The 15,726-nt window shown below is 33.1% G+C and carries 15 protein-coding genes and 2 pseudogenes; 7 read left to right on the top strand and 10 right to left on the bottom strand.

Going from position 1 to position 15,726, the window contains the following annotated elements:
• Nucleotides 1–342 (bottom strand): annotated as a pseudogene (locus tag ACODS7_RS27750) (IS4 family transposase); the annotation flags it as partial.
• 65 nt (nt 343–407) lie between these two features.
• Between ACODS7_RS27750 and ACODS7_RS27745 the strand changes: the two are divergent.
• Entirely contained in the window at nt 408–668 is a 261-nt protein-coding gene (locus tag ACODS7_RS27745) for a DNA-binding protein (protein ID WP_488828090.1), read from the top strand.
• 388 nt (nt 669–1,056) lie between these two features.
• Here ACODS7_RS27745 and tyrS read toward each other — a convergent pair whose 3' ends face one another.
• The 6 genes from tyrS to ACODS7_RS27715 form a co-directional block, all read right to left on the bottom strand.
• On the bottom strand, nt 1,057–2,256 hold the full coding sequence (tyrS, locus tag ACODS7_RS27740; RefSeq protein ID WP_488828088.1) for a tyrosine--tRNA ligase: 1,200 nt from the start codon (nt 2,254–2,256) through the stop codon (nt 1,057–1,059).
• Between the two features lie 95 nt (nt 2,257–2,351).
• On the bottom strand, nt 2,352–3,674 hold the full coding sequence (locus tag ACODS7_RS27735; RefSeq protein WP_420975207.1) for an MFS transporter: 1,323 nt from the start codon (nt 3,672–3,674) through the stop codon (nt 2,352–2,354).
• Entirely contained in the window at nt 3,664–4,284 is a 621-nt protein-coding gene (locus ACODS7_RS27730) for an HAD family hydrolase (protein WP_420975206.1), read from the bottom strand. Before ACODS7_RS27730 ends, ACODS7_RS27735 begins: the two co-directional genes overlap by 11 nt.
• The gene (locus tag ACODS7_RS27725) at nt 4,281–5,306 is read right to left on the bottom strand and encodes a zinc-dependent alcohol dehydrogenase (RefSeq protein WP_423097783.1); all 1,026 of its coding nucleotides are present in this window, start codon (nt 5,304–5,306) and stop codon (nt 4,281–4,283) included. The genes ACODS7_RS27730 and ACODS7_RS27725 overlap by 4 nt, the downstream gene beginning before the upstream one ends.
• A 40-nt stretch (nt 5,307–5,346) precedes the next feature.
• A complete protein-coding gene (locus tag ACODS7_RS27720; protein ID WP_488828085.1) occupies nt 5,347–6,423 on the bottom strand; it encodes a hypothetical protein in 1,077 nt (358 codons plus the stop codon).
• Nucleotides 6,411–7,454 carry a nucleotidyl transferase family protein gene (locus tag ACODS7_RS27715; protein WP_488828083.1) on the bottom strand — a complete coding sequence of 348 codons (1,044 nt, stop codon included), beginning with the start codon at nt 7,452–7,454 and terminating at the stop codon, nt 6,411–6,413. Before ACODS7_RS27715 ends, ACODS7_RS27720 begins: the two co-directional genes overlap by 13 nt.
• 732 nt (nt 7,455–8,186) lie before the next feature.
• Here ACODS7_RS27715 and ACODS7_RS27710 point away from each other — a divergent pair.
• Nucleotides 8,187–8,597 (top strand): annotated as a pseudogene (locus ACODS7_RS27710) (IS66 family transposase); the annotation flags it as partial.
• Nucleotides 8,598–8,950: 353 nt separating this feature from the next.
• Nucleotides 8,951–9,142, top strand: coding sequence for a hypothetical protein (locus ACODS7_RS27705; protein ID WP_488828081.1), 192 nt, complete (start codon nt 8,951–8,953; stop codon nt 9,140–9,142).
• A gap of 743 nt (nt 9,143–9,885) precedes the next feature.
• Here the strand turns inward: ACODS7_RS27705 and ACODS7_RS27700 are convergent.
• On the bottom strand, nt 9,886–10,701 hold the full coding sequence (locus ACODS7_RS27700; RefSeq protein ID WP_488828079.1) for a 5'-nucleotidase, lipoprotein e(P4) family: 816 nt from the start codon (nt 10,699–10,701) through the stop codon (nt 9,886–9,888).
• 133 nt (nt 10,702–10,834) lie between these two features.
• Nucleotides 10,835–11,245, bottom strand: coding sequence for a hypothetical protein (locus ACODS7_RS27695; protein WP_420975209.1), 411 nt, complete (start codon nt 11,243–11,245; stop codon nt 10,835–10,837).
• 418 nt (nt 11,246–11,663) lie between these two features.
• Here ACODS7_RS27695 and ACODS7_RS27690 point away from each other — a divergent pair, with 418 nt between their 5' ends.
• The 4 genes from ACODS7_RS27690 (at nt 11,664) to ACODS7_RS27675 (ending at nt 15,027) form a co-directional block, all read left to right on the top strand.
• Nucleotides 11,664–12,941 (top strand): right-handed parallel beta-helix repeat-containing protein, encoded by a 1,278-nt coding sequence (locus ACODS7_RS27690; RefSeq protein WP_488828076.1) that lies wholly within the window; start codon nt 11,664–11,666, stop codon nt 12,939–12,941.
• A complete protein-coding gene (locus ACODS7_RS27685; protein WP_488828074.1) occupies nt 12,941–13,441 on the top strand; it encodes a nitrous oxide reductase accessory protein NosL in 501 nt (166 codons plus the stop codon). The genes ACODS7_RS27690 and ACODS7_RS27685 overlap by 1 nt, the downstream gene beginning before the upstream one ends.
• Before the next feature lie 81 nt (nt 13,442–13,522).
• Nucleotides 13,523–14,335, top strand: a complete 813-nt coding sequence (locus tag ACODS7_RS27680; RefSeq protein ID WP_488828072.1) for an ABC transporter permease — start codon at nt 13,523–13,525, stop codon at nt 14,333–14,335.
• Complete coding sequence (locus ACODS7_RS27675; RefSeq protein WP_488828070.1) at nt 14,332–15,027, top strand: ABC transporter ATP-binding protein; 696 nt, start codon at nt 14,332–14,334, stop codon at nt 15,025–15,027. Before ACODS7_RS27680 ends, ACODS7_RS27675 begins: the two co-directional genes overlap by 4 nt.
• A gap of 311 nt (nt 15,028–15,338) precedes the next feature.
• Here ACODS7_RS27675 and ACODS7_RS27670 read toward each other — a convergent pair.
• On the bottom strand, nt 15,339–15,726 hold a 388-nt coding region (locus tag ACODS7_RS27670), incomplete at its 5' end, for a recombinase family protein (RefSeq protein ID WP_488828068.1).

The following is a 15,726-nucleotide window of genomic DNA, read 5'->3' as shown; positions in this document are numbered from 1 at the left end:
AGGTAGCGATAGAGTGGACAATAATTGTTTTTGTAAAAGTTGCGAGAAAAGCGAATGTAAAAATTCTACTGCTTTTTCGTTTAATCTAACATTTAGTCCTTCCGGACTCATAAGGACACCTGTTTCCGATTCTAAAACACCACATAGCCGTGTCAGAGAATAACTGGCAATATCTTGGCCCATTCCTATGCATAAAGCAGCTAAATTTTGTGCTCTAAATTTACTGGTACGTTGCACAAATTGTGTTTCTTTCGCTAAATGTGTTAAAAAGTTTGATGAAAACACCTGTTGTAATTCCTTTGCAAGTAAACGGAATTCTTTAAAATGAGATGATTTTTTCATGAATTACCCTCCATTTTTTATCTTTATTTTATAAAATAAAGATAAAAAGAAAAGAGATGAAACTTATGTATCCATTAGGTTCAGAAACTCATCCGATTATGATAAAAGTAAGAACAAGAGCACAAGCAGAAAAAATAGCAGCGATTTGTGATGAATATGATTTTTATTACATCATTAGTTTAGAATTAAATGAAGATCTAACAGATTTGAAAAAAGCGATGAAAAGACGCACACGTCCAATGGATATATATGATAGCTGTGCTTGTAACAGTGGAAAGAAATATAAGTTCTGTTGTATGAACAAAGAAATAAGGTTATATATATAAGAGATACCCCTATTTTATTTGGTCTGGGGTATCTTCATTTCCTTAGCTTGATGGCGATGTTGCCATACCCCGATATGAGAAGAAAACGATCTTTGATATCATAGGTGTTATCTATGAGTATAGTGGATGCGGCAAGCAAAAGAAAGCTGCATAAGAAAAAATGAAACCCGTTAGGGTTTATTTTGCGTGCTTATTTGAAATAAATTTTGTTTTGTATTCATCCTTAAGTTGATGGGCATGGCCTCACCATACCATTTTGGGAAGATTTTACGTTTAGACACATTTTAGACAACAAATACCCGATTTCATAGGTGAATAAGGAATCGGGTATTTAATGTAATTAAAAGCATTGCGATAAGAATGAATACTGATAGATTACTTTAATATTTTAAATAACTTGGAATTTATACCAATTTCTTTTTCCTATTTTTAATACTGTATCATTCTGAATTGTAACAATTGCTTGAAGGTCCATAATTTGAGTTCCATCAATTCGTACTGCACCTTGAGTAATTAATCTACGAACGGTACTTTTTGTTGTTTCCTGTTCACCCATTGCTTTATGTACTAATTCAATGAGATGAATGGATGAAGTAGTTAAGGTAATACAAGGAATATCTTCTGGGATATGCTTTTTAGAGAACACATTTTCGAACCAATGTCGTTCTTCTAATGCGCTACTACGTCCATGATAGCGCTCTACAATTTTCTGCGCTAACAATTTTTTATATTTCAAAGGATCATTTTGTACATCTAATCGCATTTCAGAAATTTCTCCCATATTCAAATCAGTATATACTTCGAAGTATGTGACGATTAGTTCATCAGGTAGTGTCATGGTGCGCCCAAATTTTTCTTTTGGTGAATGCCCTAAACCAATATAATTATTTAAACTTTTACTTTGCTTTGCTTTTCCATCAATTCCCTTAGTAATTTTAGATGTAATAATGACTTGAGGAGTTTGTTGAAACTTAAGTTGGAAAAACCGTCCTAACATCTCATTGAATAATTGGTCTGATCCGATAATTGTTAAATCCGAATTTAACATATACGAATCGTACCCCTGAAAAATAGGATAAATCAATTCATGCATGTATATATCTTGTGAATTCTGAATTCGTTGTCTAAACATATCTCTGGAAATGAGTTTTGAATGTGTGACTAAAGATAATAACCTTAAAATTTCAGATACACTCATATTTTTATACCATTCTGAGTTTCGTCTTATCTCCAATAGTTTGGGATCATCAAAACGTAAAATTATTTTGGCTTGCTCGATAAATTTTAATGTATTCTGCTCGATTTCTTGTTGAGAAATAATAGGACGAGTTTTATTTTTTCCTGTAGGGTCCCCAATTGTAGTTGTAAAGTCTCCAATTAAGAATTGTACTTTATGTCCCAAATCTTGTAACTGTCTCAACATCCATAAGTTTACAGCATGACCAAGGTGTAAATACGGTGCAGTTACATCTACACCATATTTAATATTTAGCTTCTTTTTTTCATGTAATAATGATTTCAATTCTTCTAATGAAAAAACTTCTTCTGTTGTACGTGAAAAATCACTTAATAGTTCTTCTATATTCATATTTAGTTCTCCTAAAAATAGATTCCTCATAATATTATCCATATAGGATAGTATGGTTGAGCAAAATATATTTATGTCATTTTATTTTAATTCTTTTATTTTTGAAAAATGTTATGATTGCGAATCAAGAATGTTGTGAAAAAGGCTACGATGCTTCCGAAAAGCGAGAAAAGAAACATGTGATGAATTCCTTGCATGAAACTTGCAGCATTTGTTAATAAGACCCCCATTAAAGTGACTCCAATCGCAGCGCCCATATTACGAGTGAACATGAGAAAAGCGGTTGCACTGCCTTTTTCAGAGGGATCTACAAGTTGTTGTACAGAAATACTGCTTACAGTAGAAACGATACCAAATCCACTACCTTGTATCATCATGATTACAAATACATACCAAAATGGAGAATGTACCTGTAGTAAAAATAGTAATAAGCCGGAACAAGCCAATAATAAATTTCCTATAATTAATAAGTTTCGATATCCGTATTTTACGATAATTTTACCAATCGGAATCGTAACGAGCATCCAGCCTATAGACATACCAAATAATACAAAACCACTATTAAACACCGATTGGTGAGCCACCTTTTGTAAAAATAGAGGTATATAAGTAGAGGTACCGAATAAAGCTATACATCCGATAGCCCCACTAATATTAATCCATCGTATCGTAGAATGATAAAAGATAGACATTGAAATGATAGGAGTTGAATGAGATTTTTCATAAAAATAAAATCGGATAAGAATTAAAATTCCAATCAGACCTAATGGGATCTGAAAATCATGGATTTGACAGGAAATTAATATCGTGCTGATGCCTAGGGCAAACATCAGAGCTCCCATATAGTCAATGGTTGTTTTTTTGGGATGAAAATCTTCTTTATAAGGTAATAACATCAAAAGAGAAATAAGTCCAATGGGAAGATTTACATAAAAAATCCACCTCCAAGATAAATACTCTACAAATAATGCGCCAAAACTAGGCGCAAGTATAGCAGAAATTCCCCATACAGCAGTAAAACAAGCTTGAATCTTACTACGATTTTCGATTGAAAATAAATCTCCGGCTATAATGGCCGGAAACGGCATCATAATTCCCGAACCTATTCCTTGAATCATACGGAAAAGAATCAACTGTATCATATTTTGTGAAAATCCACATAATAATGAACCGATTATAAAAATGCCAATCCCCGTAGCGAAAATCTTTTTTCTTCCAAATAAATCTGATAACCTTCCGGCAATGGGAGCGGTTATTGTCCCCATAATCATATAAGAAACAAAAGACCAAGCATATAGTTCAAAGTGTCCCAGATCTTTTGTGATTCTCGGCATTGTAGTATTCATGATAGTTGCATCCATTGATGCAATGATCATCGTAAAAATAATGCTCAATAAGATGAATATTTTATTTCTCATTTTGAATAACCCCTTCTTGCAGACTCTCTAACATAGTAATTAACCTTGGGGTATTTGTGACTTCAAAGACCTGATAGCCTAGTTTATGTGCATCTTTTAAATCTACGGCATAATTATCACCCAGTATCACCATTTCAGAACTAGTAAGATTTAATTGCGATCTAATACTTTCATAAATGTGAATCTTATCTTGCACGGTAGTATCTATGCCTCCGAGTGAGTAGGTTTGTTCAAATTGTTTTTTTATACCCAATGAGTATAGTACTTGGTGTGAAAATACTTTAGACGATAACGTGACTACAAACATAGGAATAGAAATCGAATCCAAACACTGTATTAATTTTCTATTTGGTTCTAGAAAATGTTGCGGCTTAACCTTATCAAACACTTCTTGGTGATACTCATGTGCAGCTATCCCTATAGATTGAAATCCTTTAATGGGATTCGGGTATTCTTTCTTGAGTTGATCTATTAATGCTACATATTGTGTTTCGGAAATTTGTTTTTTTGAGCATATCCATTCTCTGGTCTTTTCTTGAATGTGTTGATATAAAAGATGATCTCTTTCATATAGCGTTCCATCTTGATCAAATATGATTGCTTTTATCATTTGTTAACACCTAAATTCTTAAAAATGACTTTAATTGTATTCTTCTTTTTTAATTTTAGTGCTTTATATCCCTGTTCGAAATCTTTTATATAAAATGAGTGAGTAATAAAGCTTTGAAATGTTTTCCGTCTTTCTTTTATGAGTTGAACAGCTTCCACAAAATCTGTTTTATTATAGGAATTTGTCCCTATTAATAAAACCTCCTTATAAAATAAAGTTCGAGCTTCTATAGGTAATGAATATTTTTCTGGAAAAACGCCTAATACAATGATCGTACCATTTCTTTTTACAGAAGAAATGGCATGATTTAGAGTGGTATCTTGTTTTCTTCCTACCGTTTCCAAAACTACATCATATTTTTCATGTTCTACAACAGTATCTGTATTCTCAATATAAACATCTACATAATATTTCATTACCTCTTCATTCTTGGCTCTTCCCGCCATAACTACGTGAGCTCCTTTTAGTTTTAATAGATAAGCTAACATAGCTCCTACAGCTCCATCTCCAATCACTAAGCACTTCTTGTCAAACACTGTAGATGGATACTTTGATAGTGCATGTATACAAACTGCCAATACGTCTACCAATACAAAAGAGCTTATATACGTATCTGTTTCTAATTTGAACAGATTAGTTTCTGGAACATCTACATAATCGCTAAATGCTCCAGCGTGTGTACGGCCAATTGCTTGTCCTTTTTGACATAGCTGTGAATTTCCTGCTTGACAATATTCACAAACATCACAAGATAATAAAGGATTTCCGACAACATAATCTCCTATTTGAAATGTCTGATTCTTTTGATGAACCTGTACGATTTGCCCCACAAATTCATGACCTAAAATAGGGGATGGGGTTTGTACACCCGCTCCTAATATGGCATCAATTTTTTGTAAATCCGATCCACATAGACCAGCGTATTGTACCTGTATTCGAGCCCAACCTTGTTTTAACTTAGGCATATTAACACTTCGCGTATCGATTCCTTCAGACTGAATGGACACATATTTAGATTTCATGTCAGCGTACTCCCTTCCATTGTGTTCAAATTATGAATACTCACTTTTTATATGCTTCTTTAATTTCGTTTAATTTCTCTAATGCTTGCCCTTCTTTAATATGTTGTTTTGCCATATAGTAACCCTCTACAAGGGTATTTGCTTTACCAGATAACCTTAAAATACATGCTGCATTAATTGCAATTACATCTTCATAAATTGGACTTGCTGTTCCGGCTAATACATCCAACGCGATTTGAACATTTTGTAAAGCGGTTTGTCCAGTTTTTAAGTCATGGATATTGTACGATGGCATATGCAATTCTTTTTCTGGAATAAATTCGTGAATAGTATTTTCCTCTCCTATAATTGAGAAATAATTATGTTTAAATAAACCAAATTCATCAATAAAATGAAGATTGTTTTCTGTTGAACCCACAATCATACCTTTCTTAATTCCTAATAATTCAAATACTTCTTTAGATAATACTAAGTTTGGGTGAGATAATCCGTATAATATAGCATCATATTGTACAGGAGAAATAATAGCAGGGAATGCAAAACTTAATGGATTCGGTACAAACATTTTTTGACCATATACTTGGTCAAAACGAGGTATTGTATTTTCTATTGAGAAAAATCCAAATCCCGTTTTTAATAAGTTTTCTTCACTTTTATTAAAGTCTGTATAGTGCAATCCTAATAATTCCATAAAATCAGAAGACCCTGTTAAAGATGATGTACTGTGTGAGCCCACCTTTGCTATATATGCACCTGCACTCGCAGCTATAATAGCTGCTGGTGTGGAAATATTAATGGTTTTCACCCCTTTTTTCCCACTTCCTGCTAACCCTACGAGTACTTCACCTTTTGGAAGATTCACCTTTTTAGGTGTAAATTCTTGACAAGATAAGGCCGCGTTAATTAAAGTTACTACTTCTTGCTTCGTTGGCGTTTTCGCCATGATACCTTGTAATAAAGCCCCTAATTGTGTATCCCTTGCTTCAACCCCTTTATCGTATATCACTTGTTTGAAGGCTTCATACAGCAAGTTGATATTAATATCTGTATTTGTATTTAAACGTAATAAAACCTGATTAATTGCATAATTTTGAGCCAGCACTTTTAATTCCTCCATTTCTTACAAATATCATGTAATTGTTCTGCATAATCGTGCTTAATTTTTTTCCATTTTGAACTTTTATTCATACATTCTATATAAGCTGTATGAATTTCTTGTTCATTGAACAGACTAGCTGATGCAATCATTTGATACACCACATTTTCCTCGGGTCTTTGGTATTCGCCTTCTTCGTGCATAAGTCTGTAATAGATTGTATCTTTATCCATATCAAGAGTGATTCCAGATTCCGGAAAACTTTTAGACATTTTTGGGTAATTATTAAATCCTTTAATAATAGAAGAATATAGGGTAGAAATATTCATATTGGTAGAAAATTGTCCCTCATTCATCAGTTCCGTAGTTTTTTGTGCAAGGCGTGCATATTTATGTTCATCAATTCCTAAAAAAACTAAAATATTTGTATATCCTTGTGTCATGTGTAAATCGATAAAATCCGCAATCATTAAATTTAATGATTGTTTACGGCGATACGTCATTTCTTTGTCTACTTTTCCATGTTGTTGATAAAAACCATGTAGATCCTCTTCTGTTTCTTCAAACATTTGATCTTCTAAATAATGGCTAATTAAATAGGATGTTCGAACTGTGTGTAATTCTTCGTATTGTGATCGTAATCTAGAACCAGTGTTTTCTTTGAACCCTAATTTCAAAATAAATTCTTTATATTTCTCCACCAATTCTTGTGTCAAAGAAAATGGTGTGGATTTTCCATTGAAGGAATCTAAATCTCCTAATACGATTTGAGTGGCATACCCTTTAGATTGAAAACGTATGGATCGTAAAATTTGAGATACCGTTCCCATATGAGGTGTTCCTGATAATCCAAACCCTGTAGTAACAATTGAAGATTCTCCACATGCTTGTTTATTTGCAAACATATCTCCTTTTGAATGACATATCCATTGACGGTTTAAATCTTCTTGTGTAAATCCTGATAATTGAAAATTAATTTTTTCAAATAATAATGGGTCATAACCATATTCTTGTATAACATATTCATAATAAGATTCATCAAACTTAATCATTGTTTCTCCGCCTTCGTTAGATTAGTAGTATTGATATATATGTCCCGTTAGACATTTTAACAAACTGAATAATATCTTAGAGATATCCCTTAATTAAAGTAAGACTATGTTGGTGCCCTTTTGCTACTTTAATTACCTGTTAAAACATTTACCTTGGATTATATATTTTTTAGAAGTTCTGATGTCAGAAGAAATATACGTCCTACTTATATTTTAGACAACTTAATATCACGCTTAAAATATTCAACATATTGTTATGACTTACATTTAAACAAATTCATCATTTGAATGTACATTATACTAATTTATAAGATATTTTAAATCTCCTATAATGATGTCGATAACACAAATAAGACTTATATAGATATTTTTTAATGGTCTGACCACTTAAGAATACCAATCAAACACGTGGAAAACTAGTGTGAATTCAATTTCATTAAAAGTTTCCATATAAAATGTCAGGTTTTGTTGCAAAGTTTTTTAAATGAAGATAAAATGCAGGAAAAATGTGCTGAGGAGAATGGGTTCTGGTGCAAAGTTATTAAAGCGAAGTTAAAATGTAAGAAAACTGATTCGAGGAGTAGGATGCGTGAAATATTTTAAAGGAAACAATTATGACTTGTAACTACTCAGCCACCTTTTGGTGTTTTTTTTAATTTTACTAGTTTCATATGCCGTTTATTTGTAAATACTGAGTATATCAAACTAGGAGGCGAATAGAATGGTCAATCGAAAAAGCAATATAAAGGAATGCTTCCAAAAATGGAGCAACAGAATCTGTTTACCGTCTATCAATCCATATTAAAAGCACAACCAGTGCTTTCTACAGAGTCAAACAAGAAAAGAAAGCAGACGCCTGCTCAAAATTTATGGAATCGCTTCGTCAAATATGCTGATAGAATCCTAGCATTCTTGGAACATCCAGACATTCCATTTGACAACAATCAAGCGGAACGGGATATTCGAATGACGAAAGTCAAACAGAAAGTGTCTGGGACTTTCCGAAGTAAGAAAGGCGCAGAATCTTTTTGTCAGATACGAAGCTTTATGAGTACCATGAAAAAACAAAAACAATCTGTCTTACGAGCAATAGGCCAGGTTATAGAAACCGGAACGGTTCCTTGGAATCGCACAACTTCATAAGAAAAATTCTCTATTTAATCTAGATTCTTTCTCTTATTGGAGTCCTTTCTTTTTTCATGTTTTCTAATGTCCTTTTCCTAATTAAGCTGAGTAGTTACTATGACTTTATAGTCACACCCCCACATGAAAAGGGGTGTGACTATTTTTTTTATAAACCTTCCATACTGGTTACATAGATGGATGATGTTTAGTACGTACTGTTTTATGGTGGGCGAACCCCGTAAAGGAAACTGTAAGAAATAATTCGGTGCACATCCCTTTGTTGACAGAAATGTTCTGATCACGGACAGAAAAATGTTAAATTTCCAATTATTTCTTTCATCCATCTCACATCTAATTAGGAGGTTTCTATTTTGGAAACATTACATTCTCACTGTGCTGGACTGGATATTCATCAAAAAGAAATTGTTGTTTGTACTTACATTGGTTCATCTGATGAAGAACTTATCAAAGAAATCCGTACTTTTCCTACAATGACGAAGAACTTATATGGGGTTTCTTGCCCACCCCCTCCAAAAAGTATATTAGCTCTTTATATTCCCTAAAATTCTAAATTTAGGGAAATGATTAGGAACTTTGATTTTCCTAGTTTAGAACACTCCCTATTTATTCTCCCTAAAATTTAAGCAACTCAAGAAAAAAGATGACTGTAACAAAATCAGAGTTATATCGTGGAATAGAAAAACGTGAGCTACAGAGGAAAGTTTAACTTTGCTGTATCTATCTTTGTAAATAGCAATACTAAAATATCTCTGAATTGAGTAGAACAGACTGATTTAGAGACATTTCTTTTTATAGAACCAATCCTTAATGTACCTTTTGGAGGGGATGGGCAAGAAACCCCAATGAGGGATGTCAATTGCAATCGCAGTCTTAACATTCATTGGGGGAATTGCTCCATTAGTAGCACAATTATAAAAAGCAGTGATGTAGTTCACCGGTTTATAAAGGTAGTAAAGGAAAAGATGTCTGTTTGAAAACAGGCATCTTTTTTATGTCAACACGGTTAAAAAATAAACATAAAGATTAGTAGTGCAGACTAAGGTATTGGTTCGCACTACTATTTTTTATGAAAAATAAACACCACATCAGTGGTGTTTCAAATAGAAATTTGTATGGCGCACTTCCCATATGCGTGCTAGCAACATCTGTCTATCAAGGGAATTCACTTGATGATTTGTATGTCTTCGTCAAATTTTGCAAATTGTAACGGAGAATCTCTGAAGTGTAGTAGAGGTACCACGAGAATATAATAATAAACTAGCTTCTACTGACCTTCAAGCTGCTGTTATTTTGTATTTTCAAATACACGCAATGCCTCTTTACGGAGCTTTTCTTTTTCAGCATCTGACTTTTTAAAGTCGTATTGATATAAAGCAGCTTCCCAATCTCCATACATGGGATTCGGGAACACAATACATTTTTCTCCAAATGCTTCGTGCATCTCTTCAACCGCTTGATTTCTATCTAGTACAGATTTCTCATCAAATCCTGTAAAATCAGATAAATTATCTCCAAAAAATAGAACAATATCATGTTCTGTCGCAACTTTTTTTCTCCGCTCTTCCTTTCCTTTTTCATCTTTTCCTTGTAATAAGACATGCTCCTTATTAGCTTGTGGAATATTCAGTTTCTGTAAGTTTTGTAAAGTGGCATCTAACTGATTTTGTTTACGATTGGAAATGTAGTAAATCGCTACACCTTTTTCATTAGCGTATTGTAAAAAGGAAACCGCACCAGGTAAGGCTTCGGCATTTGCTTGTTGAATCCATTCCTCCCATTTATAGGGATAACCTTTCCCTGCTTTTGCTGTCATTGCTTGATAGGGACTATTATCGACGACCGTTTCATCTAAATCTAAAACGATTGCAGGTTTTTTCTCTGTACCTTTGGCAAGTGCCATATCTAATTTTGTTTTACCAATATTGTATCCTTGGTGATACAGTGCTTTGACTTCTCCTGCTGTTTGATACCAGGCATCTGCCATAACCTGTTGTTCCGTTAATGGTGATACTGGTTTTGGTTGTGCCTCTGGGTTTTGGCATCCCATAAAGGAAAAGGAGAAAAGAGAAAGTGCAATGCTAGATTGTAAAAGCCGATTCATATTTTTCACGCTCCTAGATGTATAAAATTTATTTGGCATGCGCTTGCAATACAAGAGTCCCATGAAAAATACAATACTATAGGGCGTATGCATAGTTGATACGCTGCCTCTATAAATGGTGGGAGTGTCGCATCTATTTATCTTGTGGATAAAGAATGCTATCTTTAAATATACCCTCTCCCCATATTTCTTTTTCAGAAAGCGATGTTTCAATGAATTCAATCAGCTGCCCATTTATGCTTACCATTGCACAACGATAGTGAGCAAATGGTTGATACAAAGGCATAATAATTTCTTTCCCTGTTAGGACATATTCAATATCATTTGTTGTAAAGGCGATATGAATTTCTGTTTGAATTCGAACATCTAAAGATGAATTGGGGCCAAAGGCATGTAATTCGATAGGAATTGATAAATCATTCTCCATATCTAATGAATACATGTCAAATAAAGGGCTATACCTAGTATTTTTATTATGTTGAATCATTTGTAATGAAACAGGCTTTCCAATGTGATGGAAAGTTAGAGATATATTCTTTTCCATAGTACACCTACTTTTATGTTTAGGGTATATTATATCCTTTTTTGAAAAATAACAAAATACGTCAATCATGCTACGTACTACTTGTTGTGAACTACCGACCACTTAACGACCTGCCGGTTTATCTGACGTGAGGATTTCTTGGGAACAAGATATCTTTTATTAACTATCTATATTTACCAAGCTATAAGGGTAGTTTCTATCCCTAAAAACTACCAGTTACATAGCTTCAGCAAGTTGATACTCGCGTTTATATCTCTTTCATAATGACGATTACCTGTAGGATAAGTCCATTCACGAATGGGTAAAATAATGTCCCACATATCACAAAAAGCGCATCATTTTTTCACGAAATGCACACAAATACTTGATATTCTAATTGGGAATGATCATGCATCGTTTTAAGAAAAGGAAATTGCATATGAAAAAAATTTATTTTTCTCTTTTTTTCTTTTTAGTGTTATGCCTGCCGATAAATCGATGTCAGGCTGAATCTACGATACAATCAAGAATTGATGCGGCTGCTCCCTATGAAACAATTCAATTAGAAAATAGAACGTATAATGAAAGGATACAAATATCAAAACCTATTACAATTAAAGGAAACACAAATACTAAAATAGTCTCTTGTGGTACGGATCCTGTTATTACAATAAAAAAGGAATACATTAGCATTCAAAATTTAGAAATCGAACAATGTAATGATCGTGCAGATCAGCCTGCCGTATTGGTTACCGGAGATAATCATTCTATCAATGAAGTAGAAGTTCATGCGTCATACATAGGAATGAAGTTAGAAAATGCTAGAAATATAAAAATTGAGAACAGTATAATTGTAGGACAGAAAAAGGGAAATGGAATTGATTTATGGCAATCGGACAATAATTTTATTAAGAATACCAAAATACAACAGGCCCGTGATGGTCTTTATGTAGAAAAAAGTAACCATAATATAGTAAAGAGTAATAGGATTCAGCAGTCTCGATATGGTATTCATCTGATGTATTCTGATAAAACGGTTATAGAAAATAATATATCCAAAGAAAATACAACAGGTGCCATGATTATGGGGGTAAAAGACACTTTTATAGCAGGAAATCAGTTTATAAATAATAATAAAAATGTTCATGCACAAGGTTTGTTATTGTATGACGCAGTAAAAACGAAAGTAATGCAAAATGAAATTGTGAATAATAGAGTAGGAATGTATGTAGAAAAGGCAAGTGACAATACGATTATGAATAATATTATTTCTAATAATTTTATCGGTTTACAATTTAAAGAGGCCAGTGCAAATGAATTTACACAAAATGAAATAACAGGGAATGTGAATGAGTCCCAAGCTACACACAGCAGAGAAAATCATATTTATAAAAATTATTGGGACGCTTCTTTAAAAGTAGATGTTGATGGTTCAGGTACAAGTGATATTCCCTATAAAGCAGATGCTTATTTTCTTTTATTAACACAAGACACCCCGGACTATCAATTATTTTTTCAATCACCAGGGATGCGTATTTTACAAAATTTCATAAGAATTCCGGATCAATCTGTATTACTAGACAAGGAGCCCCATATGATTCCTAAAATTGTTGCACAAAAAGGTGAGAAAAGGGGTTTTCAATCTAATGTATGGATTTCCAGTATAAGTATGTTACTGTTGGGCAGTGCACTATTCATTTTAGGGAGGAAAAATTAATGAAAGTTAAGAAAATGTTATTTGCTATTTGTTTCTGTTTCATGTTTGCTGTAGTTGGCTGTGGAAAGGATGAAATAAAGCCAGTTGCAATTAACGAAAAGAATGATAAATGTGATGTTTGTAATATGGCGGTGCTGGATAACCCCTATACAACTGAGATTATTTTAGAAAATGGAAAAGCTTTAAAATTTGATGATATTGGCTGTATGTATAAATGGATGGATGAACACAAAAATGAAAAAATACAAAAGAAGTTTGTAAGAGATTATCATACAAAAGATTGGATTGCATGGGATAAAGCTACATATGTATATGATCAATCCATCAAAACGCCAATGGCTTATAATGTCATTTCTTTTACAGAAAAGAAAGATGCAGACCGTTTTGTAGAAAAGCATACTGGAAAAATCCTTTCGTCTAAGCAATTAGCAGACCACAAATGGGATAGGCATAAAGAACCAATGGGAAAAGAAAATAATGAGAGTGGACATTCGCATTAATAAGAGCTTATTGTTAGAAATAAAATAGATAAAAAAGACAACCATAGTCGGTTGTCTTTTTTAATAGAGGGGTGTGCAAGTATGTGGAATATACTATATGCAGAATGGTGTAGTGTGGTAAAAGGTAAGTTTTCATACACATTTTCACTTCTTTGGATCACTATGTTTTCTTTACTATTTGTCATGGAAAGAAATAACGCTGCTTTAGCAGGTTATACAAACGTAACGGGGACAATGGTAAATCTTATTTTATATATGATACCTTTACTCATGTTAATTGTAGGGGCATTTTCCATTGCAAGTGAGTTAGAAAATGGAAAATGGCGTCTTTTATGCACGTATCCTATCCATACTACTTCCTATATAATAGGTAAAACAATTGGGCAATTTATAGCACAAACAGCTATGTTTTCAATGGGTTTTGGAGGAAGTATAATCATTGGGTTAGTAAGTGGTTGTAATTTTGATCTGTTTTGGGTAGTAGCAACCTATATCTTCTCTATTTTACTAATCTTTTTATTTTTAGTACTGGGCATAACAATTGGTTCTCTTTCTACAACAAGGTGGCAAGCTTTAGGGATAAGTATTGGAATTTGGTTTCTTCTTATTCTGATGTGGCCAACGCTTTTGATTAGTATTCTTAATGTGGTTCCCTATGCAATGATTGCACCCTCCATAAAAATAGTATTGTTTTGTAATCCAGCTGAAGTCCTTCGTATTATCTTTGTCATTCAATTAGGGGGCGGGGCAATTTTTGGGCAAGCATATGATCAACTAGTAATGATGTTTCAAAGTAAAGCTGTTATTTGGATTCTATCACTTTACTGTATGATTTATACAATTATGCTACTATTTTTGGCAGGAAAGAGAATAGAAAGGAGAAGAAAAAAATGACAGTATTACATCTCCAAGAAGTAAGTAAACAATATAAGAAAAAAATAGCATTATCCCCCGTCACATTTCAAATAAAAAAAGGAGAATGCATTGTATTATGCGGTGGAAATGGAGCTGGGAAAAGTACACTTCTTGATATAATTGCAGGCATTACAACACCTACAACAGGCATTGTTCAATTAGGTAATATAGAAATGCAGAAAGATAGAAAACAGTATGTAGATAAAATAGGCTATATGCCGGATGATTTTCATGCACAACAGGATATGACAGTTCAAAAATTTTTATTGTTTTATGCCGCTTTTCGAAATGTAGGAAAAGAAAAAGTACAAGATGTTATAAAAACAATAGGACTAAAAGAAAAACAAAATGAACTTTTACATAGATTATCTAAAGGGATGAGACAAAGGCTTTTATTTGGCCAGGCATATCTTGGAAAGCCTAAACTTTTAATACTAGATGAACCAACAAATGGACTGGATCCGTATTGGGTGGATACATTTTTAAAAATAATAAAGACGTTAAAAAGAAATGGTACGATGATTATTTTTTCTACACATATGATGGATGTAGCTGCCGAAATTGGTGATCGGATACTCTTTATGAGAGAAGGAAAAGTCGTACAGGAAATAAAAAATAATGGTGACCTAGAAAATGTAACGCTAACATTACTTCGAATGCACAGAAGATGAATGCATACACCAGTAAACAATTATTTTTTAAAATAGACTACTGTTCCAATTACTTAAAAGAATTTTCCATATATATAGCGAATCTCCACGGACTTTGTACAAATACTGACGAATCAAACGTTTGTTTAAAAATGAAGAAATATATATCCTGTTGGACACCTGAAATAACAAGTTCAAGCTATCAAGGGAATTCCCTTGATAGCTATGATATCTTCGCCAAATTTTTCAAGACATGATTTAAAATATTAGATGTGCGCTACAGTGTCCGTTATAATTCCTATATAATAGGAAGAAAATCGATTGTTTTCGTTCTACATGTCATGCATTTCACTTGTATATTTCGTTTTTTCTTGCTCTTCATATTTTTTTACCAGTTTGTAAAAAGAAGAACGTTTTATATGATATTTCTTCATTGCCCCGACGGCTGTAATTTTTCCTGATTGCCATTCTCGATATGCTTCAATAAATTGATCTGTAATCTGTACAGGTGGTCTACCTAAATGTTTTCCTTGTTTCTTTGCTAGTGCAATCCCTTCCGCTTGTCGTTGTTTAATATCATTTCTTTCCTTTTCTGCAAAAGCAGATAGAATGGTAAGGGTCGCTTTTTGTACAGCCTGTTGAATGACATCATTCGTACTTTCTCCATTATAATTCACATTAATAAAAGGTTCTTTAATAAATTGTAAGTTAATTCGCTGT

The organism is Bacillus sp. FG16, from assembly GCF_057809515.1.
This window is presented reverse-complemented; position numbering and strand designations above follow the sequence as displayed.